The sequence below is a fragment of the Lujinxingia litoralis genome (genome assembly GCF_003260125.1).
In the GTDB taxonomy this organism is placed as follows: Bacteria; Myxococcota_A; Bradymonadia; order Bradymonadales; family Bradymonadaceae; genus Lujinxingia; species Lujinxingia litoralis.
Map to the genome: position 1 here is coordinate 372,845 of NZ_QHKO01000003.1, position 24,775 is coordinate 397,619.

Here is a 24,775-nt window from a genome sequence, read left to right on the forward strand (position 1 = left end):
GGGCCGGGGTGCCGCCGGCGGTCGCGCCGAAGGGGCCGGAGGCGCGTCGCTCTGGGCCCGGGGCGCGTCGTAGGCCACGCTCTCGGCGGCGGCGCTGCCCGTGTAGGCCGGGGCCATCTGGGAGGGGGCGCGAGCGGAGCTCGCGCAGCCGGTGAGCAGCGCGGCAAGGAGCAGCGCGGTGGCTTTAAGGGTGGGAGAGGGGCTCAAGGGGTGTACTCCAGTTTGACGTCGAAGGGACGGTAGGACTCATCGCGCAGCAGGGCAGAGTTGCCGATCTGGCCGTACTGGTTGCTGCCCCAGCATTTGATGTTTTGGTCGTCGACCAGCACGCAGGAGAAGGCGTCGCCGGCGGTCATGGCTTCGCCGCGCACGATGTTGTCGTCGACGTCGAAGTAGAGGTCGACCGGCGTGCTCCAGGGGTTGTTGGTGCCGTCGCCGACCTGGCCGTAGCTGTTGAGGCCGAAGCAGCGCACGTTGGTCAAGAGGGTGTCGGGCTGGTCGACGACCATGCAGAGGTGGTTGGCGCCGGCCTCGATGGTGAGGGCTTCGCCCGAGGCGCTGATGAGGGCCGGGGTGCGGGAGAAACGGTTGATGTAGGCGGCGGCCAGGGGGTACTCCAGGCGCTCGCAGCGGTTGTTCGCGGAGCAGGTGTAGGTGGCAGGGCAAGAGGGGGGCTCGCCACAGGAGCCCGCAGAGGCGGTGCGCTCGGTGAAGCGCCCCACCGCCGGGCCGGAGGCGGGCCAGATCGCGCAGTTGGCGGCGTCGCGTCCCGTGAGATTACCCCGGGTGTCGGTGTAGCCGTCGGGGACAAAGCAGGTGCTGCCCGAGCTGGTGGGGCGGTGGATGGCGCCCCAGCAGGAGACTTCGCCAGCGGAGGAACGCACGCAGTTGAAGTCATCGCCGGCGGTGATTTCTGCGCCATCGCTGATGTCGGGCACGGCGACTGGCGAGCGGGTGATGGTCATGAAGTCGATCGGCTCGTTGATGAGGTAGCCGTAGGCGCTGATGAGCCAGGGGCCCCCGAGGGTCAGGTTGGCGACCTGTCCGAAGCGGTTGCGTCCCCAGCAGCTGACGCCGCCGTTGTCGTGGAGCGCGCAGCTGTGATGGCGGCCGGCGGCCACATCGACGATGCCGCTGGAGAGGCCGTCGGCCAGCGTGGCGACGGCGATGTTGGTGCCCAGGCTGAGGTTGGCGTTGCCGATCTGGCCGTAGTCGTTGGCGCCCCAGCAGCGCACGCCGCCGTTGACCACCGCGCAGCTGTGGAACTCGCCACTGGCGATGGCGGTGGCGCCGCTGATGATGGCGCGGCTGCCGGGCAGAGGGTTGTCGACGGTGGTGCCCACACCCAGCTGGCCGCGGTCGTTGGCGCCCCAGCAGAAGACCTCGCCGGCCTGGCTGAGCGCGCAGGTGTGTTCGCCGCCGGGGGCGACTTCGACCAGGGTGGGGAGGTTGGCGACGTCGACCGGGTTGCGCTCATCGCGGGTGGCGCCGTTGCCGAGCTGTCCGTCGGTGTTGCGCCCCCAGCACTTGAGCTTGCCCGAGCCGATGGCGCAGGCGTGGGAGGCGCCGGCGGTGACGCTCTCCACGCAGAACTCGTCGCATTGGGTGGTGCCCCCGCAGCCGTCTTCGAGCTCGCCACAGAGCATCTGGGCGTCTTCGCAGGTGATGGGCGTGCAGCCGCACTGGTTCTCTTCGCCGCCGCCTCCGCAGGTATCAAAGAGGGTGCAGACCTGGTCTTCGGCACCGCAGTCCAGCGTGCGCTCGATGCCGCAGCTGTCGATGATGGCGATCTCGCCACACTCGGCCTGTTGCATGGCGCAATGCTCTTCGTCGGTGAACTCCGGGGTGCATCCGCACTGGCCGGGGATGCCGGCGCCGCCGCAGGTTTCAAACTCGCCACAGACCTGGGTCTCGTCGCCACAGTCCAGGGTGCGCTCGGTGCCGCAGCTGTCGGTGATGGTGAGCTCGCCACAGGCGTAGGAGTTGAGCTGGCAGATCTGGGTGTCGGTGCGCGGGTCGGTGCATCCGCACTGCCCCTCGACGCCGGCGCCGCCGCAGGTTTCGAACTCGCCACAGACGTCGGCTTCGTCGCCGCAGTCGATCAAGCGCTCGATGCCGCAGGCGTCGATGATGGTGTGCTGGCCGCAGGTGAAGGCGTTGGCCTCGCAGAGCTCGACGTCGGTGCCGGTATCCGCGCATCCGCACTCTCCCTCGACGCTGGCGCCGCCGCAGGTTTCGAACTCGCCACAGACCTGAGCCTCGTCACCGCAGTCGACCAGGCGCTCGTCGCCGCAGGCGTCGGTGATGGTGTGCTGGCCGCAGGTGAAGGCGCTGGCCTCGCAGAGTTCGGCGTCGCTTTCGGCCTCGCAGGTGTTCCCGCCGTCGGCGTCGGGGTCGTTGTCCCCGCCGTCGGGGTCGGCGTCTCCGCCGTCGGGGTCGTTGTCCCCGCCGTCGGCGTCGGGGTCGTTGTCCCCGCCGTCGGCGTCGGGGCCCACGTCTTCGATGAGGTCGTCTTTGGGGATGACCCGTGTGTTGGGCTTATCGCCGCAGGCGGCGAGGGCCAGGGTTAAGACGAGCGTAAGAAGCCATCGTGATGGCGAGGCGACGGTGTGCATGGGGAGTTCCTAAAGCGGTGTGGCGAAAGTTCGAGGGGCTACCAGGCGCTTCTGGAGCGTGGTGAAGCGGGGGCCCCGTTGCGTCAGTTCAGATTGGGGCGCACCCTAGCACGAAGGCGGGTATTTTCGAATGATTTCGCGGCTGACAACGCAGATGGGAGCGCTTCAGGGGGCGGGGGCCGTGAAGGTGTAGTGGGGATGGGAGCGCAGCGTGAGATCGATGGGATAGTTCACCGTGCACACGCCCTGGTCGGGGGCGTCGAAGGTCGTGGCGCTCAGGGCCTCGGTGATGCAGGTGTTGAGGGCTTCATCCTCGATGGTGCTGTGGAGCTCAAGGTGGGAGGCGGAGCCGTCGGGGACGATGATGAAGCGGGCCAGCGCGGCGCCCACCAGGCCGGGGCGAGTTTTGAGGGTCTGGTCGTAGCAGTCGTTGATGGTGTCGTGGGCCTGGTAGAGCACGTCGTAGATGTTTTCGTTGCTGCAGCGGCCCTCTTCGCGCAGCTGCGGGGGGATGGCGTCGCGCTGGGCCCGGGCGCGCTCACCAGAGCCCAGGACCATCTGGACCTGGCGGGCGTCGTGCTCGCGCAAAAAGGAGTAGCTCAGCACGACGTCGCGGTGGGGCGCGGCGGTGCTCTCCTGGACCAGGTGGGGGTAGAGGGCTTCGGCCACGCAGCTGGTGAGGCCGTCGTTGGTGAGGGTGTCGTGGGCGACTTGCAGGCCGACCGGGGTGTTGTCTTCGGCCAGCTGCCAGTTGAATTGCAGCAGTCCGCTGAGTTGCGGGGTTTGGGTGAGCGCGCTGCGGTAGCAGGCGTTGATGTCGGCCTCCGCCGCGCTCATCGCCCGGTGGAGGATGCGGCTGGGTTCTTCGGGGGCGTCGGCGGCGGCGTTTGGGGAGGACTGGGCGGAGGCGGAGAGAGGGGCTTGTGTGGCCTCGGTGTCGGCGCCCGGGGTCGGAGTGCTCTGGCAGGCGGAGAGGGCGATGGTGAGGGTCAGCGTGAGCAGAGCGATAGGGGCAGTCGGGCAGAGTGCGCGCATGGCAGACCGGAGGCTTTTGGGGGGGATGGGGCTCCGGACCATGTAAATATGGGATCGAGTGAGGTGCAAGGGGGAAATGGGGGTGGGGGAGGTTTGGTCGCCCGATAACCCGCTGCCATGACGGCCAGACCGCATTTCAACGGCCGTGGGTGTTGGGCTTTTGTACCTTCAAGGGGTGGGGTATGAGTGTTGTAACCGAAGGCTGTTCGAAAGGAGCTGTCTAACTCCTGAGATTCTCAGTGTCTGCAAGTGAAATGTGAAAAATTTCAATAGGTTGTGGGTGTAAGCGTTCAGCCATCTGACCCACTTCCGCGCCCAAACGCCCCTGCCTTGTTTGGTGAGCCGGCGATGGTGTCGATCCTATCAAACTATGGGCGAGACACCACGAGACTGGCGGGATGATCGCATCGCGGAGCTGGAGGCGGAGAATGCGCAGCTGAAACAAATGCTGCGCGAAGCACTGCAACGCATCGCAGAGTTGGAGCGGATGCTCGGCTTAAACTCCCAGAATTCTTCAAAACCACCCTCCACGGACAATGAGCGGGCGAGAAAGAAGCGACGGCGAAAAAAGCCCTCAGGGCGCGCGCCGGGAGGACAGCCGGGGCATCAAGGTCATTGCCGCGAGTTGTTGCCCGAAGACCAGGTCGACCATATTAAAAAGCACATTCCGCCCAGCTGCCGCGGTTGCGGCCAGGAGTTGTCGGCGCAGCATGCCACCGGTCATCCGGCACGGCATCAGGTCTTTGAGCTTGTGCCAAAGTTGGTCGAGTGCACCGAACACCAGCTCGTTTCCTGCCAATGTCCGGCCTGCGGCGAGGTCACGCGCGGAAGATTGCCCGCCGAGGTTGCTGGAAGTGGCTGGGGATCGCGACTTTCGGGCTTAAGCGGCGCGCTCTCGGTGGTCTGTCGGGACAGCCGCCGGCAGGTCGATTGGTTCATCAGCGAAGTGATCGGCGCACCGAGTTCGCTTGGCACGGTCCAAAAACATTTTGAAGAAGTCTCGGCGGCGCTTGAGCCGGGGTTTGAGCAGGTTCGCGCCGCTCTACAACACCCAAAGAACGTTGTGGGGCTTGATGAAACGGGATGGCGACTGGGCAATCTTCCTTATTGGATCTGGGTCGCGGAGACCGAAAACTTGGCGTTCTACATCGTGCGTGAAGGTCGTCGAAAAGAGTTTGCTCGGGAGCTTGTCGGGGAGTCTAAAGAGCGAATTTTCGTTACGGATCGTTATGGCGGATATAGCTTTTTACCTCAAAACCATCACCAGATTTGCCATGCTCATATGAAGCGAGAATTTACCGCCATGGCCGCACGAGAAGGGCCAATGGGCGACATTGGCGTCAAATTGCATGCATCAAGCGAGGCGTTTCAAAAGGCCTGGATCGAGGTGAAATCCGGCAAAACATCTCGTGGTGAGTTTGTGTCCCGGATGAAAGACGAGGTCGTGCCCAGGTGGCTGACGCTTCTGAAAGAGGCAAAAGCGCTCGATGAAAAAGCCCCCGGGTTTGTCGGCTGGCTGCTCAAAGATGCAAAACACGTGATGCTCTGGACCTTCCTCGATCACGAGGATGTAGAGCCCACAAACAACCGCGCCGAACGTGCCCTGCGCGGCCCGGTGATTCAGCGCAAGCTCTCGTGGGGCTCAAAGAGCGAGGCGGGTTTGCGGCTGATGGAACGACTCTGGACCGCTGCCGAAACCTGCAGACGCCAGGGGCGTAGCTTGCTCGACTACATCACGGCCTCAATGGAGGCGTTGCGTGGTGAAAAGGCAGCGCCGGTGCTTGCGTTGGCTTAAACGACGAGGAAAGTAGGGGGGGCTGAACGCTTACGGTTCGTTTTGACACCCCTCTCATTATGCACCGTGGAGCGGAGGGATGCCGAAGCGTCGACCATCCTTTAAAAAGAACGACGACTTCTTATGAATCTTATGATCAAACGCTCGATGTAGGGAATTCGACGCTTTTATTGCCCCCGGATGACTATTTTGATGAACCGCTGGACGAGGCGTGGAGAGATGTTTCCGTATTTAGTGAGACGTTTGACGTCGACGATGATGTTGTTGAGTTGAATCTTCAGATGGCGACATTGAGTGAGAATGTTCCTGTTCGCAAAGAGTATGTCGCAGTTTTCATTGATGGAGAGTTTTATGACAGTCACTCCGGGCTGATCGAGATGCCTGCAGGTCAAAGCTATGAAGAGGAGAGCGAGAGTGCAGAGGTTGTATCGTTCCCGATTAAGGTCGATCTCGGTGATAGGGTCGGGGAGTATGTTCGTGTGCGAGCAATCCGCTTCCCAGACCCTTTTAATCTTCGCGCATGTACTCGCGTTATCCATTGTCGGGCCACATCTTCCAACGAGTTGGTTTTGAGAAGGATGACGGGGAGTTGAATTAAAAACCGCCAGCCCAACATAGGCTGGCGGTTTTTTGCGAACTGGGGCGCTCCCAAAGGGCCATCACATCAACGACACGCTCACATCACGGTCTGAATGTCGGGAGGCGCACCAGGAGAACTTTTGAGTGATGAATTGTTTAATGTATTCAAGGGTTTAGTGATCGTTGAGATCCCGCACCATCGTCAAATAGCGCAGCTTTCCGTCGTTGGATTTACCGCGGTAGGCGGTGTCGAAGCCATAAGCGCGGCAGAGATCGAGGGCGTAGCGGTGGGTTTCGGGCACGTCGACGCGGGCGCGGCGAAAGCCGCCCTGGCGGCCGCGGCGCAGGTAGTCTTCGATCAGCGTGTGGCAGAGCCCGCGGCCGCGGTGGTCCGGGTGGAGGCCCAGGCGTGTGAGGGTGAAGTCGTTGTCTTCGATGGGTGCAAAGAGCTCGCGGACGCGATCGACGCGGGCGCGCAGATGGGCGTAGCTGCCTTCGCCGATCTGGCGCGCCAGGTCCAGGAGGTCGGCCTGGCGGCCCGCGCGTAGCTCGGTGCCGCTGAGGGCGATGTAGCCGCCGGCGATGCGCTCGTCGATCATCAGCAGGCGGGCGCGTTGCAGGGTGATCGTGGAGGTGTCGTTGAGCATCCAGCGGGCGAGGACCTCGTCGGGGTTGACGCCTTCTAAGAGGTAGTCGTCGTAGGGCTGACCGGCGGGGCGGATCCAGCTTAAGAGTTCGCTCAGGCGGTGCTCCAGGCCGGCGGTTTTGTGGCCCCAACGCAGGGGTGGAGTCTGGGGATTGCGGCGGATGTTCATGTCGGAAATCTCCGTCTTCATGGAAGGAACAAGGGTGTGTGTAGGCCTGTGGAAAAGTTGGGGAGAGCCTGGCCGGAGCTGTGGAAAACCCCCGAGGTGTCAGGGCGGTGGCGGCGGTGTGGCCGGCGGCGGTGGTGGCCGAGAGCGCAGCAAGGCGTGCGGGTCGGCCAGCAGGAGTTCGGTGGCGGTGTCGACGAGTCGGGCGGCCTCGACCAGGATGATGCGCGTGCGGCCGAAGGGGACGACTTCCAGATGTCCCCGGGCGGCCAGGGCCCGGGAGAGGAAAAGAGTGGAAAGGGCGATGGTCTGAGGCAGGCGGCGTTGTTGAAATAAGAAGCGGCGCTCCATGGCCAGGCCCTGATCGACCCAGGGGCCCTGGAGCTCCTGAAAGTCGAGGTAGGGGACGCGGGCGCGGCTCTCGGCGATGTGGAGAAGTGGCGAGTGCTGAAGGTCCAGGCCGATGAAGAGGGCCCGGGCGTTGAGCGCGAGCAGGGTGTCGAAGGCCGAGCCGGGGCCGAAGGCCGCCGGGGTGTCGCGGGCGCAGAGGGTATGGGCCAGGGGGCCTTCGGCGGCGAGGGATTGCAGGGCGTGGGCCGAGCGGTGAGCCCGGGGGAGGCGGCGCAGGTACTCGTTGAAGGGCGCGGCCGTGGGGGTGAGCTGGCGGTCGAAGGGGGTGCCGGCGGCAAAGGATGGCGAGTGCGTGGCGACCACCAGAGTGGCCCGGCTGGAGGTACGCTGGCGCAGGACCGAGTAGTAGCGCGAGGGCAGCTCGTGGACCGGGCAGTCGGCCAGGCGGCCGGCGGCGAGCAGGTCGAAGTGCAGGAGCAGGAGCTCGGCAGGGCCCAGGTTGAGCGCGCCCAGCGCGTGGCGCAGATGATTGAGGGTCAGGCCAGGCACGATTAGCTCCGCTCGCGGTTAAGGCGCCGGGCCAGCGCGAGGCGGTCCGGGGTGCCGGAGGAGGTCCGGGGCAACTGATCGATGGGTAGCACGCGGTCGGGGACCAGATGGGCGGGGAGCTGACGGCGGCAGGCGGCGAGGATGGCGGCCACGTCCAGGGGATGGTCCAGGGTGGTGGCGACCAGGGCGATCAGGCCGGCAGGCCAGTCGGTGTCTTGAGGCCAGGGCAGCACCGCGGCGTGGCGATGACCGCAGGCCTGTTGGAGGGCCTGGTCGAGTTCGCTCAGTTCGATGAGCTCGCCGCCCAGGTAGACCTGGTCGTCATGGCGAGGCCCCAGGTCGAAGGCGCCGCCCTGGCCCAGGTGCGCCTGGTGGCCGGTGCGCAGCCAGGGGCCGGGGGCGGGGGTAGCGCCGGGGGCGTCACCGGGTTCGACGCAGGGCGAGGGAGAGGCGTCGGCGGGGTTGGGGCAGGGGACCTGAGGGCCGCTGACCACCAGCTCGCCGGGCTGGCCGGGGGCTGGCGAGCGGAGCTCGGAGGAGAGGGTGGAGGCCTGGTGGCCGTCGAAGAGGGTGAGGCGATCGGGGTCGGTGCCGGGCGTTGCGGCAGCGGGGGCGTGGGTGGATGAAGGGCTGGCCTGGGGGCGCTGGAGCCCGCGGGAGGCCAGCGCGGGGCCAGCCTGAGGGGGGCCCCACATGGAGGTGATCAGGCTCTTGGGGGCAGCGCGGTGCCAGGCGTGGGCCAGGTCGGCGTCGAGCGGCGGCCCGAAAAAGAGTGAGGAGCGCAGGTCGCCGAAGGCATCTTCGGCGAGTTCGCCGGTGCGCCAGAGCCCGGCGGCCAGGGCCGGCCAGCCGGCGAAGCGGGTGAGGCGATGCGCCTGTATTTTTGCGGCGAGTCGGGGGCGGGCCGAGCGGCCCAGGGCGACCAGTGTGGCGCCGGCCTGCCAGGTGGTGAGCATGTCATGGAGGGCCTGGCTCAGGCGCAGGTCAAAGATCTGGGAGACGCGGTCGTCGGGATCGAGATCCAGGCTGCGCGCGACCTGATCCACGTAATGGATCAGCGCCTGGTGGGAGAGGCTCAGCGCGTGCAGGCGAGCCGCCCCGCCGACGTAGGTGATGTAGGCCGGGTGTGTGGGGTTCTCGGGAGCGAGGAGTTCGGCCTCGGCGGTGACGAGTTGTTTCTGATCGGCGAAGCGATGACGGCGGTGGCGCGCGCTTAGTCCGCGCAGCGCGTCGGTCTCCGGGGTGAGGATCAGCAGCGGGCGACCGCTGGCGGCCAGGAGTCCGTCGACGCGGTCCAGGGCCTGAGGCCCTACGACCAGCGCGTCGACGCCGCTGGCGGCGATGATGGCGTGGACGCGGCCGGGAGGGTCAAAGGGATCCAGGGGCAGGATGGCGCGCCTGCAGCCCGTGGCGGCCAGGGCGCCGGCGTAGGCGCTTAAGCTGTGGCTGGCGTAGACTCCCAGAAGGGGGGATTCCCCCGGGGCGCCGGCCTGGACCCGGGCGGCGATCGCCGCGGCCAGGCGTTCGAGTTCCTCATAGGTGACATTCTCGGTATCCAGACGTAGAGCGGTGCGGGTGCAGTGCAGCCGGGCGGCTTGCACAAAGCCGCGAAGCAACGATGCCATGGGTCCCCCCCGGGATAATTGGATGCGTTGGTGCGTACGCTAAAAAAAGTAGACCCGACTCCCCCGGTGGAAAGGTTCCAATCGGCCCTCAATCTGGCAAATCCCCCGGAACATCCCCTTTGTGGAGGTCGCCCATGCCCACGCTGGAAACACTCGCCCATCGCGCCCGGCAACTGGAAAAGTCGTTTAAAAAACGCGTGAAGCTCTTTAAGCGTCAGGCCGAGGGGGCGAAGGACTCGACGAAGAAGTCCGGGAAGGCGCAGGAGCCCCTGGATCCGGTGAGTCTGGAGAGTTTGAGGCGCCAGGCCATTGAGGTGGCCGATCTGGAGATGACCCTGGGAGGGTGGGGAGCCTCGGAGCCCCGGGCGCTGGTGATGGAGGGAGAGGTGGTGGCCGGGCCGCTGAGTCCGGGGCAGCTGGTGGCGCTGGAGGCGTGGCTTAAGCGGGTGGTGCAGATGTATCAGGCCGCCGGAGAGGAGAGGCGCGCGGAGCGCGCCGGCGAGGTACGCCGGGAGGTGCGGGCCCTGCTGGAGAGCTGGCGCAAGGAGGAGCTGGCCACGGCGCGGGCCGGCGAGTCGATTCTGGCGTTTATTGAGCGGGAGCGCTGAAGGGGAGCGGCGGGCGCCGGGGCGGCCTGGGACCGGCGTCGGCGCCCGGGGGAAGTTGGGAGCTCAGGGGGTGGGAGGCCGGTGGCGCTGTTCTTGTTCGATGAGGGGCGGGGCGAAGCTCAGTTCCATATCCCAGGGAAAACGAATCCAGGTGTCCTGGGTCACCGTGCGCACGCAGTGGTCGACCTGTGCGCGCCCCTCGGGCTTGGCGTAGACGGTGGCGAAGGTGGCGTGGGGCAACATCTCGCGCAGCCGGGTGGCGGTGGCGCCGGTATCGACCAGATCGTCGACCAGGAGCATGCCCTGGCCGTCGCCGGCGGCGGGTTTGATCAGGCGCAGGTTTTCGGAGCGTTCCCGGGCCTCGGTGCCCTCGTAGCTGGCGATGCAGACGGTGTCGATCAGCCGGATGTCGAGCTCCCGGGCGACGATGGCCGCCGGGATCAGGCCGCCGCGGGTCACGGCGATGATCCCCTCAAAGGGATAGGCCGGGTCGCGCAGGAGCATCTGGCAGAGCTGGCGGGTGTCGCGGTGAAGTTCTTCCCAGGAGACAAAAAAGTCCTGCTTGTAGGTCGCGCACATCGTTCCCTCGTCGGCAGCGGGTGGGGGGGAGACTACAGCCGGAGTCTTTAGCACTCCGGAGCCCGGGTCGACCAGCTACACCCGATCGAGGAGCAGGGATTCGGCGGCCTGACGGCCCGATTGCAGGCAGAGGGGCACGCCGCCGCCGGGATGGGCGCTGCCGCTGGCCAGGTAGAGGCCCGGGAGCCCGGCGGCGCGGTTGGCCGGGCGTTTAAAGGCGGCAAAGCGGGAGTTGGAGGCCGCGCCGTAGATGCTGCCGCGACTGCCCGGAAAGCGCGTGGCCAGAGCGTCGGGGGTGCGCACCCAGACTGGCGCGTCGTCGGGAGCGAGGAGGCCGGTGCGTACCAGGCGTTCGGTGATGTGCCGGGTGTGGGCGTGCCAGTCGGTGGCGGTGGAGCCATCGGGGGCGGTGGCCGGGGCGTTGGTCATGGCAAAGAGGGGTTCGTGCTCCTGCCAGCCCGGCGCGGCGTGGGCTTTTTCCTGGGCGCAGAGGTAGATGGTGGGCGCCTGTGGGGCGCGCTGGCGGTCGAAGATGTCGACAAACTCCTCCAGGTAGTCGCCGTCGGGGAAGAGCACCTGGTGGGCGGGGCGCTGGGCCGGGGAGCGCCGGCGGGCCTGGAAGAGGGCGGTGTAGCCCGACATGGAGGGAGTGGGGTCGGGGGCGATGCCGTGCGCGGTGTCCTCGCTTAAGAGGTCGTGGACCAGATGCGCGACGTCGGCGTTGATGATCAGGCGATCGGCGCGGAGGCGGTCGCCGTGAATGCGGAGTTCGAACCCGTCGTTGTGGCGAGCGATGCGCTCCACCGGGCTCTGGAAGCTAAAGCGCACGCCCTGGTGTTGGGCCGCCTCAAAGAGGGCGGTGGCCAGGCGGCGCATTCCGCCCTCGATGCCGTAGCAGCCCAGGCCCAGCTCCACCCAGGCGATGCAGTTGAGCGTAGCCGGGGCCTGCCGCGGGTCGGAGCCGTTGTAGGTGGCGTAGCGGTAGAAGAGGTCGCGCAGCTCCGGGCTGCGGATCTGGGCGTCGATGGCGGCCTTCATGGTGCGCATCGGATCGATGGCACGCATCTTTGCGAGCGCCGAGAGGCCGAGCTTGAACACGCCCCCAAAGGAGGGCGCCGGGCCCATCACGAAGTTCGGCGCGGCGGCCTCCCAGATGCGCCGGCAGTAGTTCAGGAAGTTCTCAAACTCGCCGGCGGCCTTCCGGTCCAGCGTCTGGGCGATGGCCCGGGCGGTGTCGGCCGGATCGAAGTGCACATCCAGGGCGGTGCCGCTGCCGAAGTGGTAGCGAAAGAGGTGCTCGGGGTGGATGAGCTTGAGGTGCTCTTCGAGGCGCAGATCGGCGGCCTCAAAGAGTTCGGTGAGGACCCCGGGCATGGTGAGCACGCTGGGGCCGGTATCAAAGGCCAGGCCCTGATGGTGGGCGGTGCCGACTTTGCCGCCGGGGCCCTCCAGGGCATCGACAACCAGAATGTCCAGATCGGGATGGGCGCTCAGGCGCAGAGCGGCCGAGAGCCCTCCCATGCCGGCGCCGACAATCACTACACGCTCGCTCATCGCTGCTCCTCGGGGCTCGGGGGGGGCTCGACAGGAGGGGCGTGCGCCGGCGCCGCCGTGGCGCCCGGGAGCCAGCTCTGGACCAGGCGGCGCACTCGCCCCTGCCGGGGGCCGGTGAAGAGGGGCAGCCAGATGGAGTTGGAGGCCTGGCGCCGGTGCACCCGCATGCGCACCAGGGGGCGATGCACGTCGAGATCGATGCGCGCGGGGTCGCAGACCTCGTTGATGCCGCGGGCAACCTCGTCGCGCTCGTGGTCGTGGGCCCGGGGCACCGCGCGCAGGTAAAAGGGGCCGCTGTCGATGCGGTGGCGGTTGTCGATGGTGATCAGGGGGCGACCCTCGCGCTCGATGACCTGGGTCGGCCACCAGCGCATCGCCCCCATGTTTTTGGCCGGGGCGCTGCGGCGCAGGCTAAGCCCCGGGAGGATGTGTGCCTGGCCGGATGAGTCGAGCTCGACAAAGAGTGACTGCGTCGGGCGTTGCGGATCCCGGGGGTAGAGCACGTAGTAGATGAACTCGCGCGAGGGAAAGGCCAGCCGCCCCCAGGTCCACAGATCGATGCCCAGATCGTGCATGGGGCGGCGGCCCCCGTTGCGGTCGTGGTAGACGCGGCCCTCAAAGTGCACGGTTTTGTTGTGGGCGTGCAGGGTGGCCCGGCCGGTGGCCACGGCCAGGAGAGGCGTCCAGTCGTGATCGGGCAGGGGATCGATGAGGCGGTGGGCCGGATCGGGGGCACGTCCGGAATGGGTGATGGCCGGGCCGGTGGCGTCGATCGTGGCCTGAGCCAGCGCACCGGTGGGCATGGTGAGGTGCAGTTGGAGGTGGACCCGGCGCTGGCCATCGCGCTGCACGCTCTCGAGCACGCTCTGGCCGAAGCGCCAGAGGTCGCCGTGGGGGCCCGGGGACCATTGGACCTCGTGGGGGGCGAACTCCTGGAGGACGTAGAAGTCGAGTTTGCCGCCACGGAAGCTGGCCAGGTTGAGGCTGGGGCGGAGCGCCGGCGTCTGGGGGTGTCCGCGGCGGGCGGCTGAGGTGTAGCCGGGCAAGAAGGGCAGTCCAAAGCTCCAGATGCACACCAGGCCGTTGCCCCGCGCGTCGACCAGATCGAGGTACCACCAGGCGAAGCCCCCCGGGGCGTGGAGAAGGTCGGGGTGGATGCCGCTGCCGGCGGGAGAGAGGTGCAGAAGGTCGCTCATGCGTGAATGCCAGGAAGGCCGCGCAGCTCGCGGTGGAGGTCGGGATTGTGGGAGGGGGCCCGGGCGGGCCGCTGGCCCAGGGTGCTCAACCAGGCCAGGCACCCGCCGGCGGCGCGCAGGATTCGCCCCGCTGGTGAGACGATGGTGCGCCCGCGCAGGGGGTTGGCGCCGCGGGCACGCAGTTTCAGGCCGATGGCGCGGTAGACGCGGCTGGCCACCATGATGGCCGCGCGCGAGCGCGCCGGGATGTAGACCATCCCGCGCTCGGCGCTGCGGTAGTAGTGCTCGGCCAGGTCCAGGAGCTCGGTAACCACGCTGGCGAGCGCGGCGGTATCGGCGCGCTCTTCGAGCAGATGCGCCGGGTGCAGACCCCGGGCCTGGAGGCGTCGGGCCGGGAGGTAGACGCGGCCCATCCGGGCGTCTTCGAGCACGTCGCGGCAGATGTTGGTGAGTTGCATGCCCACGCCCAGATCGATGGCGTGGGCGATGGCGCGCGGGTCGGTCACGCCGAGCACCGCGCACATCATCACGCCGACGGTGCCGGCGACCCGGTAAGCGTAGCGCAGCAGCTCAGCGTCGGATGCCACGCAGACCTCTCCCAGATCGCTTTCCACGCCTTCGATGAGCTCGAAGACGTAGGCCAGATCCAGGTCCCGGCGTCGGGCCATCTCCAGAAAGGAGGTGATAAGCGGGCGCGGGGCGTGCTCCCCGCGCAGCTCTCGGCGCAGCTCATCGAGTCCGCGGCGGGCCTGCTGCGGAGTCGCCGCCTCATCGGCCGTGTCGTCGATCAGGCGGCAGAGCGCGTAGAGGTGCGCGGCGTCTCCGCGGCGATCGCTCGGGAGAAAGTACGAGGCCAGCCGAAAGGAGCGCGAACCCCGGGCCAGAATCTGCTCGTGGACGCGAACCAGTTCGGTGGAGCTGCGCGGTTCAGCGGGGGAACTCATGCCGATACCCGGGGCTGGAGTGAGGGTGAGGGGAGGGGGACTTTATGCGCCGGCGCCGGAACGAGCTTTTCCAGGACCTTGGCCGAGGTGATCACGCCGGGCAGGCCGGCGCCCGGGTGGACGCCGGCGCCCACGAAGTAGAGTCCATCAATGTCTTTGGAGCGGTTATGGTAGCGGAACCAGGCCGATTGCGTAAGCCGGGGCTCCGGCCCAAAGCCGGCTCCGCTGGCCGAGCGCAGCTCCTGCTGGAAGTAGTCCGGGCTGGTCCAGAACTGGGTGGTGATATGCTGGCGCAGTCCGGGCATATGGCGCGCTTCCAGGCTCTGGAGGATGCGCTCCATGTATTCGGGGCCCTGGGCCTCCCAGTCGATGCCGCTCTCGTTGTTGGGCACCGGGCTGAGCACGTAGAAGCAGTCGTGGCCTTCGGGTGCCAGCGAGGGGTCGGAGGCGGTGGGGCGGTGCAGGTAGAGGGAGAAGTCCTCGGCCAGCACCTTTTTGTTGAAGATATCGTCGAGCAGGCCCCGGTAGCGGGGCCCGAGCACGATGGTGTGGTGCTTGATGTCTTCGTATTTTTTGTCGGTGCCGAAGAAGCCCACAAAGAGGCCCATGGACTGCTTGACCCGCTCCACGCGGCGGTCGCTGTTTTTGGAGCGATGTTCCGGGGCCACCATCTTTTTGTAGGTCATGGAGGGGTCGGCGTTGCTGACCACAAACTGGCACGCAATACGCTCGCCGGATTCGGTGCGCACGGCGGTGGCGCGGCCCCCTTCGACCTCGATCTCGGCCACCGGAGTGTTGAGGCGAACCTCCACGCCGATCTCGTCGATCAGGCGCATCATGCCCGCGACGATCGCGGTGGTGCCGCCCCTGGCGAAGTGCACCCCCCATTTGCGTTCCAGCCAGTGGATGAGCAGGTAGATCGAGGTCACATTAAAGGGGTTCCCGCCCACCAGGAGGGGCTGGAAGGTAAAGACCTGCCGCAGGCGCTCGTCTTTGATGTACTTGGCCACCAGGCTGTAGACCGAGCGGTAGTTCTCCAGCTTCATCATGTCCGGCACGACCCGCATCATGTCCATGATGGTGTCGAAGGGCTGGTCGGCGAGCTGGGTATAGCCCACATCAAAGATGCGCCGGGAGTGTTCGGCCAGGCGCCGGTAGCCCTGAACGTCGTCCGGGTTGAACTCGGCGATCTGGGCCAGCAGGCGCTCTTCGTCGCCCACGTAATCAAAGGCCGACCCGTCGGGGAAGGTGATGCGGTAGAAGGGGTCGACGGGCATCATCTCCACAAAATCATTGATGTCGCGCCCGACCAGCTCAAAGAGCTCGTGGAAGAGGTAGGGGGCGGTGATCACCGTGGGGCCGGCGTCGAAGGTGTAGCCCTCGCGCTTGAAGACGCTGGCCCGTCCTCCGGGCTGATCGCGGGCTTCCAGAAGGGTGACCGGGTAGCCCATGGCGCGCAGACGTATGGCGGCCGAGAGGCCACCGAAGCCCGAACCGATGACGATGACAGGGGAGGTGTTGGACACGATAGGGCTCCGAGATACAGGGGTTGAAGAGTTATTGAGCAGTCAATTCCAGCAGGCGCAGAGCAGTATGGGCACGTGTGAACAGGGTTCAAGTGTTTTGAATAGGTTTTGAATTTGATTTTTTGATGAGATGCTTTTTCCGAAAGCCGGGCAGGGCCCACCAGGGGATGTCGGGGCGCTGGTGATGCTCCCGGTGGTAGCCAAAGTGGTAGCAGGTCAGAAATGAGAGCCAGGGAGCGAAGTCGTTGGAGGAGGCGCGGTGGTGATCGGCGTAGCCGCGGGCGGGGCGGCGGTGGGGCAGGTAGGTGCCGAAGTAGAAGAGCTGCAGGGTGCTCAGGAGCGAGGGCAAGACCCAGAAGAGGAGCAGGTTGGGCAGGGGCACTGAGAGCAGGTGGTGCAGGATGTTGAAGACGAGTGCCATGCCCACCAGCTGTCCGGCGGAGACGTAGCCCTTGAGAAAGTGCAGGTACCAGCGCAGCGGATCGGGGTGCTGCCCGTCGTGGAAGTCGGGGTCTTCGGGGCTGGCCGGGTGGGCGTGGTGAGCGTGGTGGCTCTGGAGCAGCCGGGTGTAGGAGAAGAGCGCATAGAGGAGCACGGCCAGCCGGCCCAGGGCGTGATTGAGACGCGGGAAGTCGGGGGCCACGCTGCGGTGCATTGCATCGTGGGCGGTGATGAAGAGGCCGGTGTAGAGAAAGGTCATCAGCGCGACCAGGAGAGGCGCGGCCGCGAGCACGAGGGGGCTCAGGCTCAGGGGCAGGGTCAGCGCCAGTGCCAGGCCACCGGACCAGGCGCTCAGTATGGCGAGGGCTGAAAGGAGCCCGCGCGCGCTGTGGTATCGGGGACGTTGGTAGGTGTTCATGGTGCTCCTCCTTCGACCGTCGCGCGCGTGGGAGTGAGCAGCTTTTGAAGGGTTGTGGGGGCCACACGCAGGGCTTCGCGAGCCAGGTGCAGGCGCAGGCTGTTGGGAGACTTGCCAAAGAGCTTCCACATAAGGGCGGCCACCTCGGCGGGGGTGAGGGTGGCGGCCATGTAGGCGTGCCAGTCTTCGTCCGGGAGGAGGAAGAAGCTCTCGAAGAAGTGGGCGATGGTGTCCAGATCCATGGCCATCACCGACTCCTGGCCCAGGGTGTAGAGGGCGCGGGCGCGGCGGTCGCGGGCTGACCAGAGCAGCGCGCGCGCCTGCAGGGCGGTGGTATGAGCGGGGCGTTCGGCCGAGAGGGCGTTCTGGAGCAGGTCGGCCAGGGGGGCGGCCTCGCGCAGGCTGCGCGCGAGGGAGTAGCCGGTGGCCGGGTGCACAAAGCCGGCCGCCGCCCCGAAGGCGATGATCGGGGCCTGGTCGGCTCGGGGCGGCGGGGGCAGCGCGGTACCCATGGGGATGAGGCATCGTTCCACCTCGAGTACCCGGGTGGGCAGGGCGTGGCGGGCGGCCAGGCGCGCGCGCAGGCGCGCCTCCAGCGCGTCGTAGGTCAGAGGCTGGCGGGTGACCAGGGCGGTTTCTTCGACGAAGTAGAGGTCATCGCCCAGGTGCATGCCGTACAAAAAGGTGGGGATGTCCCGGGCGTCGTCGACCGGGGGCGGGCGAAAGTCCATCAGGGTCAGGGGCTGGCCCTGCAGGGGATCGCGCTCAAAACGGGCCAGCCACCCCAGTGCGCTCTGATAGCCGGGCGCGGTCGGTGCCGAGCCAGATTGGCGGAGCAGGCCCTGGCCGGTGGCGTCGATCAGGGCTGACGCGGCCAGTGATTCGCCACTCTCCAGGGTGAGCCAGGCGGCGGTGTGAGCGTCGCGGCCGGGGGAGGCGGTGGAGGCCCGGCCGGTGTGAAGTGTGCCACCGTGGGCGGTGAGCTGGTCGATGAGCAGCGTTTTAAACGCGCGCGGGTCGACGCGGGTGTAGGCCCGGGGGAGGCGCTGAGCGTCGCGGCCGGGGAGGTGAATGGCCGCCGCCTTAAAGGTGGCCTCGGCCGGCACCGGGAGCTCCAGGTGTTGGAGCGCATCGCTCCAGATGCCGTAGGTGTTGGGCCAGGGCGCGAGAGGATCGGGGTCGACGACGACTACCGCCAGGCCCCGGCGAGCCAGGAGTGTCGAGAGCCAGAGGCCGGCCGGGCCCGCGCCGACAACGATAATGGGATGAGGAGATGTCATGATGATGCTCCAGACAAATAACGTCAGCACAGAGAAGCGCGCGGAGACGAAGCATCGAAACAGATCTTCAGGGGTCAAGCGCTCCGGGGTCGGGAGTACAAGAAGTAAAAAGCGCGGGCCCGGCTGACAAAGTCAGCCGGGCCCGCGCTCGGGGTGTTTCAAGTGAGCTGGTGAGGCGCCTTAGGCCTCGGCCGCCACCGGTCGGGTGATGCGATCGATGATCGCGTTGAAGGTGGCGCTGGGGCGCATCGCCCGGCTGGCGAGCGTCGCATCAGGGTAGTAGTACCCGCCGATGTCGATGGGCTCGCCCTGCACCGCGAGCAGCTCTTTGACGATGGTGTCTTCGTTGGCGGAGAGCTCCTCGGCCACGGCCGCGAAGCGCTCGGCCAGCTCGGCGTCGGCGCTCTGGTTTGCCAGGGCCTGAGCCCAGTAGAGGGCCAGGTAGAAGTGGGAGCCACGGTTGTCGATCTGGCCGACTTTGCGGGCCGGGCTCTTGTTGTTCATCAGGTACTGGGTGGTGGCCTCATCCAGGGCCTCCCCGAGCACGCGGGCGCGCTCTACGCCGAAGGTGTCGGCCAGGTGCTCAAAGCTCACTCCGAGCGCGAGGAACTCCCCGAGGGAGTCCCAGCGCAGGTAGTTGACGCTGTTGAACTGCTGGACGTGCTTGGGCGCCGAGCCCCCGGCGCCGGTTTCAAAGAGGCCGCCGCCGGCCATCAGAGGCACGATCGAGAGCATCTTGGCGCTGGTGCCGAGTTCGAGGATCGGGAAGAGGTCGGTGAGGTAGTCGCGCAGCACGTTGCCGGTCACCGAGATGGTGTCCAGGCCTTCTTTGATGCGCTCCAGGCTTACGCGGGTGGCCTCGGCCGGGGCGAGGATGCGGATGTCCAGATCTGCGGTGTCGTGGTCCTGGAGGTAGGTCTGGACCTTGGCGATGAGGGCGGCGTCGTGGGGACGCTCTGCATCGAGCCAGAAGATCGCCGGGGCGCCGGTGGCGCGGGCGCGGGTCACGGCCAGCTTGACCCAGTCACGAACGGGGGCGTCTTTGGTCTGGCACATCCGCCAGATGTCGCCGGGCTGCACGCGATGCTCGGTGAGGACGTTGCCCTCGGCGTCGAGGGTGCGCACGGCTCCGGCGCGCTCGATCTCAAAGGTCTTGTCGTGGGAGCCGTACTCCTCGGCCTTCTGGGCCATCAGCCCCACGTTGGGGACGCTTCCCATGGTACGCGGGTCAAACGCACCGTGGACTTTGCAGAAGTCGATCACCTCTTGATAGACGCTGGCGTAGCTGGAGTCGGGGATGACGGCCTTGGCGTCCTGGGTATCGCCCTGGGCGTTCCACATCTTGCCGGAGGTGCGGATCATGGCCGGCATGGACGCGTCGATGATCACGTCGCTGGGCACGTGAAGGTTGGTGATGCCGCGGTCGGAGTCGACCATGGCGATGTCGGGGCCCTGGGCGTAGGCCTTGTTGAGCGCGTCTTCGATCTCGGCCTGAAGGTCGTCGGGCAGGGTTTTGATTTTGGCCAGCAGATCGCCCAGGCCGTTGTTCACGTCGACGCCGAGCTTATCGAAGGTCGCCTGATATTTGGCGAAGACATCTTTAAAGTAGGTGCGCACGGCGTGGCCGAAGATGATGGGGTCGGAGACCTTCATCATGGTGGCCTTCATGTGCAGGCTGAAGAGGACGCCCTGGGCGTTGGCGTCTTCGACCTGGGCATCGAGGAAGCTCAACAGCTCCTGGCGACGCATCACCGAGGCGTCGATGACCTCGCCAGCCAGCAGGGGGAGCGAGGCTTTGAGGGTGTTGCTCTGGCCGTCGTCGCCCACAAACTCAATGCGCGCGTCGGTCGGGGCGCTCAGCGTGTGCGAGACCTCGGTGTTGCGGAAGTCGCCCTGGCTCATCGTGGCCACGTGCGACTTCGAGTCGCTGCTCCAGGCGCCCATGGAGTGCGGGTTTTTGCGGGCGTATTCTTTGACGGCACGCGGGGCGCGGCGATCGGAGTTGCCCTCGCGCAGCACCGGGTTGACGGCGCTGCCCTTGACGCGGTCGTAGCGGGCGCGGGCGTCTTTCTGGGCGTCGGTCTGCGGATCTTCCGGGTAGTCGGGCAGATCAAAGCCGGCAGCCTGGAGTTCGGCGATGGCCGCTTTGAGCTGGGGGATCGAGGCGCTGATATTCGGCAGCTTGATGATGTTGGCCCGGGGGTTTTTGGCCAACTCGCCGAGTTCTTTGAGGTGGTCGCCGACCTGCTGCTCGGGAGTGAGGTGATCGGGGAAGACGGCCAGGATGCGGGCGGCCAGCGAGATGTCGCGGGTTTCCACGCGCACGCCGGCGGTGGCGGCGAAGGCCTCCACGACGGGCAAGAAGGAGTAGGTCGCGAGCGCCGGGGCTTCGTCGGTTTTGGTGTAGATGATGGTGGGTTTGGTCATGACGACTTCCATGTGGGGGTAGGTGGGAGCGCGTTCAAATCAAGGCAAGTCCTAAGAACCAATCGGGCGCTGTCGAGGGCGCGCCCGGGTTTTTTGGCAAAGATGGCGCGTGCTCGTCAACGTCGAGCTCGGGGGAGTTCACCGGGCATAACGCGTGGAGGGCGTGAGTTCTGCCCGCAATTCGCAGAGGACGCTGTGCTGGGCTTCAGCGCAAGGGGTCGGGCTCGTGGCCGAACCACACATGGGCGTAGTCCCCGGCGATGCCCACACCGATGGCCTGCCAGGGTTGGGTCCAGCCCTCCTGGTTGAGGATCACGGCGTTATGCCCCGGGGAGCCCTGCCACAGGCTCAGTGCGCTCTCGGGGGTCATGCGGGTGCTCATCGCCGAGATTTCGTAGCCCAGGCCGGGGTAGATGCTGAGTTCGCCGGGTTTTTGCCACATGCATTCGGCCCGGGTGTGATCCGGGGTGTAGCAGCAGGGGGTCCAGTCGCCCTGGTCGGACCAGGAGTGCAGGTTGCACTCGTCGTCGGTGATCTCGGGGTGGGCGTTGAGGTCCGCGACGTGGATGCTGGCGACCAGACTCAGCGAGGGGGAGAGGGGAATGGCGCCAAGATCGTGCTCGGCGCGGTAGGCGATGATCAGCTCGTAGAGGCGGCGAGCTTCGGGCGAGATGAAGTCGTCGGGTCCGGTGTCGGCGTCGGTGTCGAGTTCGGCGTCGGTGTCGGTGTCGGCGTCGGCGTCGGCGTCGAGTTCGGCGTCAGTGTCGAGTTCGGCGTCGGCGTCGGCGTTGGCGTCGGGTCCGACGTCTTCGGGCAGTGAGACGTCTGGAGAAGTACGACGAGGTCCCCGGGCATCGGAGCAGGCCAGCGTGAGGCTGACGAGCAGGATGGGGAACAACAACCGGGCAGGATAGCAGGAGATAATTCCGGGCATGGAGGCCTCGGGAGAAGATCGCTGAAGACCAGTGGTGAGCGTTGAGGTTTAGAAAGTATCGGTCTCGTAGCTGCGATCTTCAACCCGGAGGTGCTCCCGGGTCAGGGGTTCTGCCAGGCTTCGGAGAGGAGCGTCAGGGAGCGGGCGCGGCTGGTGTGCGAGTAGGTGAAGGTGGCGATCATCAGCTCGCTGGCGCCACTTTTTTGTACGAAGTCGCGCAGTCGCTCGGTGACGTGGTCGGCGGTGCCAATGAACTGCAGTTTGCGATGGGAGTGAATGAACTCGCGCTCCAGCGGGCTGTAGGGGTAGGCCAGCGCCTCGTCAGGGGTGGGGAAGGGGGCGGGGACCCCGCGGCGCAGACGCACCATGGCCAGATCCCAGGAGGTGGCCAGGCGCTGGGCCTCTTCGTCGGTGTCGGCGACGATGACGGCGGCGGCCAGGATGATATGGGGTCGGGGGAAGTGCTCGGAGGGCTCGAAGTGGTGGCGGTAGGCGTCCAGGGCCGGCTGCGGGTCGGTGGGGCTGAAGTGGCTGGCGAAGGCGTAGCCCAGGCCCAGGCGACCGGCCAGCGCCGCGCTGGCTCCGGAGGAGCCCAGCAGCCAGATGGGCGGGAGCTGCACGTCGTCGGGCATCACCCGGATGCGGGCGAAGGGGTGTTCGGGGGGGAGCGTGCCGGCGGAGAGCCCGCGTAGCTCCTGGAGCTGGTCGGGGAAGTGGTTGGGGTCAAAGGAGCGCAGCGCCCGCAGGGTGTTCTGGTCGGTGCCCGGGGCCCGGCCGATTCCTAAGTCGATGCGCCCCGGGTGCAGGGCCTCCAGGGTGTGGAAGCGCTCGGCGACTTTGAGCGGCACGTGGTTGGGCAGCATGATGCCGCCGCTTCCCAGGCGGATGGTGGAGGTGTGCGCGGCCAGATGCGCGATGAGGATCTCCGGGGAGGAGCTGGCCACGCCGGGCATGCCGTGGTGTTCGGCCACCCAGTGGCGGACAAAGCCGCGGGATTCGGCAAGCTGAGCGAGCCTGACGGAATTGGCCAGAGTGCTTTGAGGGGTATCCACCGTGCTGACCGTGGCCAGGTCGAGTAGAGAGAGGGGAATCTCGGCGGTCATAGAGCATCCTTGCAGGCAGCATGAAGGGTCAGGCTTAACGACCCGCGCGTGGCGAGTCGGGGCGCAGACAAGAATGGTCGGGCCGAGCGCCTTCTTCCCGGGGTATGGACCGGGGGGGGGGCCGGAGGGGCTCAGCGCACCGAGGCGCCCTGCTCCTGGAGCCAGCGTGCGGCGCGTTCGCGCTGGTCGCCCTGGAGCGCGATGGCCTCGCCATCGATCGCGGCTCCGCAGCCCAGGGCGCGTTTGAGCTGGCCGAGGAGTGCTTCGAGCGCATCTTCGCCAGGGGAGCCCAGCCCTTCGAGAAGGGTGACGGTTTTGCCGCCTCGACCTTTGCGCTCAATGCGCAGGCGCAGATGTTTGAGCCTGGCGAGGTTCAGCGTGGCGCCGGGGGCCGGCTGGTGTTGGGGGTTCGGGGCGGTGGAGGTCTCCTCGGGGGGCGCGGCCGGCGAGGAGGCCTGGCCAAAATGGGCGGCAAACGGATTGTGGCCAAAGCCTTTGGTATCGGCGTCGAGGGCGATTTTTTTCTTCGAGGCGTTGCGCTGATCGCTGGCGTTGCGGCGTTTACCCATGGGCGTGCTCCTGAGCTGTGAGAAGGGGCAGTGAGACGAATGTCGGCCGGATCGTGGCGTAACAAAAGGGCAACACGCAAGAGGTAAAAAGGTTGCCCGGCTGGCGAGCTATGGGACGAGAAGCCAGGGGGATGGGATGACGGGCAAGGTGCGGGGGTGGTTTCCGGCGTTGCGGGGAGGGGGCGCCGGGCGCTGGCGAGCCGATACGGTGGCCGGGCTCACACTCTGGGTGGTGCTGGTGCCCGAGGTGATGGCCTACGCCACCATCGCCGGGGTGCCCCCGGTGGTGGGACTTGTGGCTTCGGTGGCATCGCTGGCCATGTACGCGGCGCTGGGAACCTCGTCCCGGGTGGTGATGGGGCCGATGGCCGCGACCGCCGCGTTGAGCGGGGCGACCCTGGCTTCGCTTCATCCGACGGGCCCGGCCGAGGCCCTGGCGCTGACCGCGGGGCTGGCGATCTTGTGTGGCGTGGCCGCCCTGGTGGCCGGGCTGCTGCGCATGGGCTTTGTGGTGGCGATGGTCTCCAAGCCGGTGCTCAAGGGCTTTGTGGTGGGGCTGAGCCTGGCCGTGGTCTGGGGGCAGCTGCCAGTGTTGCTGGGGGCGGAGTCGGCCCACGGAAGTTTCTGGAAGGTGGGCAAGATCTGGCTGGACGTTGGCGACTGGTTTGATGTGCGCAGCGCGCTGATCGGGATCGGGGGGCTGACGATCATGCTGGTGATGCGACGCTATTGGCCCCGCTCGCCAGCGGCGCTTGTGGCGGTGTTAGGGAGCCTGGCGGTGTCGTGGTTTTTGGAGCTGCCGCAGGCCGGGGTGAGTTCGATTGGCGCGCTCGAAGTGGGTGAGATTCATATGGGGTGGCCGAGCATCGAACTTTCGCGCTGGGGCCGCCTGGTAGGCCCGGCGCTGGCGGTGGCGCTGGTGGGGTTTGCCGATGGGATGGGGGCGGCCCGGGCGGTGGGGACCACCGTGGTGCCCAACCGCGAGCTGATCGCCCAGGGGGGCTCCAACCTGGGTGCGGGCCTGGTCGGCGGGATGGTGGTCAACGGCAGCCTCTCCAAGAGTGCGGTCAACCGCGACGCCGGGGCGCGCACCCAGGTCTCGGGGCTTGTGGCCGCGTCGCTGGTGGTGGCCACGCTCTTGTGGCTGGGGCCGGTCTTTGCCTGGCTGCCCCACGCCACGCTGGCCGCGGTGGTGATCGCCGCGTTGTGGGAACTGGTCGATTTCAAGGGGTTGGTCGATCTCTACCACGTCGGTCGTTCGGGCAAGGTCGAAGGGGTGGCGGTGTGGGCCGACGCGGCCGCGGCCTGGGTAACCTTTGTGGGCGTGATCGGCCTGGGCGTGCTGGAGGGGCTGCTGGTGGGGGTGGGGGGCTCGTTACTTCTGATTTTGTATCGCGCCAGCTGGCCCTACATCGCCGAGCTCGGGGTGCTGGAGCAGGAGCAGGGCGATCTTTATGTGGATCAGGCGCGTCACCCCGAGGCGCAGGCGGTGAAGGGGGTGGTGATCCTGCGTGTGGAGAGCGGGTTCTACTTCGTGAACGCTGAGCATGTGCGTCGGCAGGTGCTCAAGGTGGCGCGGCGCGAGGGGGTACGTTGTGTGATCTTGGACGGGGAGTCGACGCCGGTGATCGATGTGAGCGCCGCACAGATGCTCGTGAAGCTGGCCGAAGAGCTGCGAAAACGAGACAAAGTTTTGGCCATGGCGCGGGATGTGGGGCAGGTGCGCGACATTTTGGCCGAGGAACGAAAACTGCGGGCGATGCCTCACTACGCCAGCGTAGGCGAGGCGGTGGAAGCCCTGGCCAAAGATCAGACCTGACCGAAGCCATGGCCTC

General features: G+C 66.9%; 20 protein-coding genes and 1 pseudogene. 4 read left to right on the top strand and 17 right to left on the bottom strand.

The features are described 5' to 3' along the window. The 3 genes and pseudogenes from DL240_RS20230 to DL240_RS08835 form a co-directional block, all read right to left on the bottom strand. A pseudogene (locus DL240_RS20230) lies at positions 1–207 on the bottom strand (hypothetical protein); the annotation flags it as partial. After that, positions 204–2,615 (bottom strand): RCC1 domain-containing protein, encoded by a 2,412-nt coding sequence (locus tag DL240_RS08830; RefSeq protein ID WP_111729515.1) that lies wholly within the window; start codon positions 2,613–2,615, stop codon positions 204–206. The pseudogene DL240_RS20230 and the gene DL240_RS08830, both read right to left, overlap by 4 nt. 165 nt (positions 2,616–2,780) lie before the next feature. Continuing rightward, a complete protein-coding gene (locus tag DL240_RS08835; RefSeq protein ID WP_111729516.1) occupies positions 2,781–3,650 on the bottom strand; it encodes an AgmX/PglI C-terminal domain-containing protein in 870 nt (289 codons plus the stop codon). A 370-nt stretch (positions 3,651–4,020) separates the two neighbouring features. Here DL240_RS08835 and tnpC point away from each other — a divergent pair, with 370 nt between their 5' ends. Together tnpC and DL240_RS19605 are read left to right on the top strand one after the other, a co-directional pair. Further along, positions 4,021–5,445, top strand: coding sequence for an IS66 family transposase (gene tnpC, locus DL240_RS08840; protein WP_111729517.1), 1,425 nt, complete (start codon positions 4,021–4,023; stop codon positions 5,443–5,445). A gap of 59 nt (positions 5,446–5,504) precedes the next feature. After that, positions 5,505–6,038 (top strand): hypothetical protein, encoded by a 534-nt coding sequence (locus tag DL240_RS19605; protein ID WP_146618197.1) that lies wholly within the window; start codon positions 5,505–5,507, stop codon positions 6,036–6,038. 159 nt (positions 6,039–6,197) lie between these two features. On the opposite strand, the gene DL240_RS08850 is transcribed toward DL240_RS19605, so the two are convergent. The 3 genes from DL240_RS08850 to DL240_RS08860 form a co-directional block, all read right to left on the bottom strand. Beyond that, positions 6,198–6,860, bottom strand: a complete 663-nt coding sequence (locus tag DL240_RS08850) for a GNAT family N-acetyltransferase (protein ID WP_111729519.1) — start codon at positions 6,858–6,860, stop codon at positions 6,198–6,200. A gap of 78 nt (positions 6,861–6,938) precedes the next feature. Continuing rightward, a complete protein-coding gene (locus DL240_RS08855; protein ID WP_158542452.1) occupies positions 6,939–7,736 on the bottom strand; it encodes an AAC(3) family N-acetyltransferase in 798 nt (265 codons plus the stop codon). A 2-nt stretch (positions 7,737–7,738) separates the two neighbouring features. Then, a complete protein-coding gene (locus DL240_RS08860; protein ID WP_111729521.1) occupies positions 7,739–9,361 on the bottom strand; it encodes an AMP-binding protein in 1,623 nt (540 codons plus the stop codon). Between the two features lie 134 nt (positions 9,362–9,495). Here DL240_RS08860 and DL240_RS08865 point away from each other — a divergent pair, with 134 nt between their 5' ends. Next, positions 9,496–9,969 carry a hypothetical protein gene (locus tag DL240_RS08865; protein ID WP_111729522.1) on the top strand — a complete coding sequence of 158 codons (474 nt, stop codon included), beginning with the start codon at positions 9,496–9,498 and terminating at the stop codon, positions 9,967–9,969. A gap of 63 nt (positions 9,970–10,032) precedes the next feature. Here the strand turns inward: DL240_RS08865 and gpt are convergent, their stop codons facing one another. The 11 genes from gpt to DL240_RS08925 all read right to left on the bottom strand — a co-directional run bounded on the left by gpt (position 10,033) and on the right by DL240_RS08925 (position 22,940). Next, positions 10,033–10,548 (bottom strand): xanthine phosphoribosyltransferase, encoded by a 516-nt coding sequence (gpt, locus tag DL240_RS08870; protein WP_111729523.1) that lies wholly within the window; start codon positions 10,546–10,548, stop codon positions 10,033–10,035. 75 nt (positions 10,549–10,623) lie between these two features. After that, positions 10,624–12,102 (bottom strand): phytoene desaturase family protein, encoded by a 1,479-nt coding sequence (locus tag DL240_RS08875; RefSeq protein WP_111729524.1) that lies wholly within the window; start codon positions 12,100–12,102, stop codon positions 10,624–10,626. After that, entirely contained in the window at positions 12,099–13,298 is a 1,200-nt protein-coding gene (locus DL240_RS08880; protein ID WP_111729525.1) for a hypothetical protein, read from the bottom strand. The genes DL240_RS08875 and DL240_RS08880 overlap by 4 nt, the downstream gene beginning before the upstream one ends. Further along, entirely contained in the window at positions 13,295–14,242 is a 948-nt protein-coding gene (locus DL240_RS08885) for a phytoene/squalene synthase family protein (RefSeq protein ID WP_111729526.1), read from the bottom strand. Before DL240_RS08885 ends, DL240_RS08880 begins: the two co-directional genes overlap by 4 nt. Then, a complete protein-coding gene (locus DL240_RS08890) occupies positions 14,239–15,810 on the bottom strand; it encodes a phytoene desaturase (protein WP_430673507.1) in 1,572 nt (523 codons plus the stop codon). Before DL240_RS08890 ends, DL240_RS08885 begins: the two co-directional genes overlap by 4 nt. A 46-nt stretch (positions 15,811–15,856) precedes the next feature. Continuing rightward, positions 15,857–16,627 carry a fatty acid desaturase gene (locus tag DL240_RS08895; protein ID WP_111729527.1) on the bottom strand — a complete coding sequence of 257 codons (771 nt, stop codon included), beginning with the start codon at positions 16,625–16,627 and terminating at the stop codon, positions 15,857–15,859. After that, complete coding sequence (locus DL240_RS08900; RefSeq protein WP_146618198.1) at positions 16,624–17,907, bottom strand: lycopene cyclase family protein; 1,284 nt, start codon at positions 17,905–17,907, stop codon at positions 16,624–16,626. The genes DL240_RS08895 and DL240_RS08900 overlap by 4 nt, the downstream gene beginning before the upstream one ends. A 180-nt stretch (positions 17,908–18,087) precedes the next feature. After that, positions 18,088–20,334, bottom strand: a complete 2,247-nt coding sequence (locus tag DL240_RS08905; RefSeq protein ID WP_111729529.1) for an NADP-dependent isocitrate dehydrogenase — start codon at positions 20,332–20,334, stop codon at positions 18,088–18,090. 205 nt (positions 20,335–20,539) lie between these two features. Next, positions 20,540–21,268: a CAP domain-containing protein gene (locus DL240_RS19610; RefSeq protein WP_146618199.1), complete on the bottom strand. Its 729-nt coding sequence runs from the start codon at positions 21,266–21,268 to the stop codon at positions 20,540–20,542. A gap of 101 nt (positions 21,269–21,369) precedes the next feature. Beyond that, the gene (locus tag DL240_RS08920; RefSeq protein WP_111729531.1) at positions 21,370–22,371 is read right to left on the bottom strand and encodes an LLM class flavin-dependent oxidoreductase; all 1,002 of its coding nucleotides are present in this window, start codon (positions 22,369–22,371) and stop codon (positions 21,370–21,372) included. A 131-nt stretch (positions 22,372–22,502) separates the two neighbouring features. Beyond that, entirely contained in the window at positions 22,503–22,940 is a 438-nt protein-coding gene (locus DL240_RS08925; RefSeq protein WP_111729532.1) for a translation initiation factor, read from the bottom strand. A 136-nt stretch (positions 22,941–23,076) separates the two neighbouring features. On the opposite strand from DL240_RS08925, the gene DL240_RS08930 reads away from it, so the two are divergent. Continuing rightward, complete coding sequence (locus DL240_RS08930; protein WP_111729533.1) at positions 23,077–24,759, top strand: SulP family inorganic anion transporter; 1,683 nt, start codon at positions 23,077–23,079, stop codon at positions 24,757–24,759. The last annotated feature ends 16 nt before the right edge of the window (positions 24,760–24,775 follow it).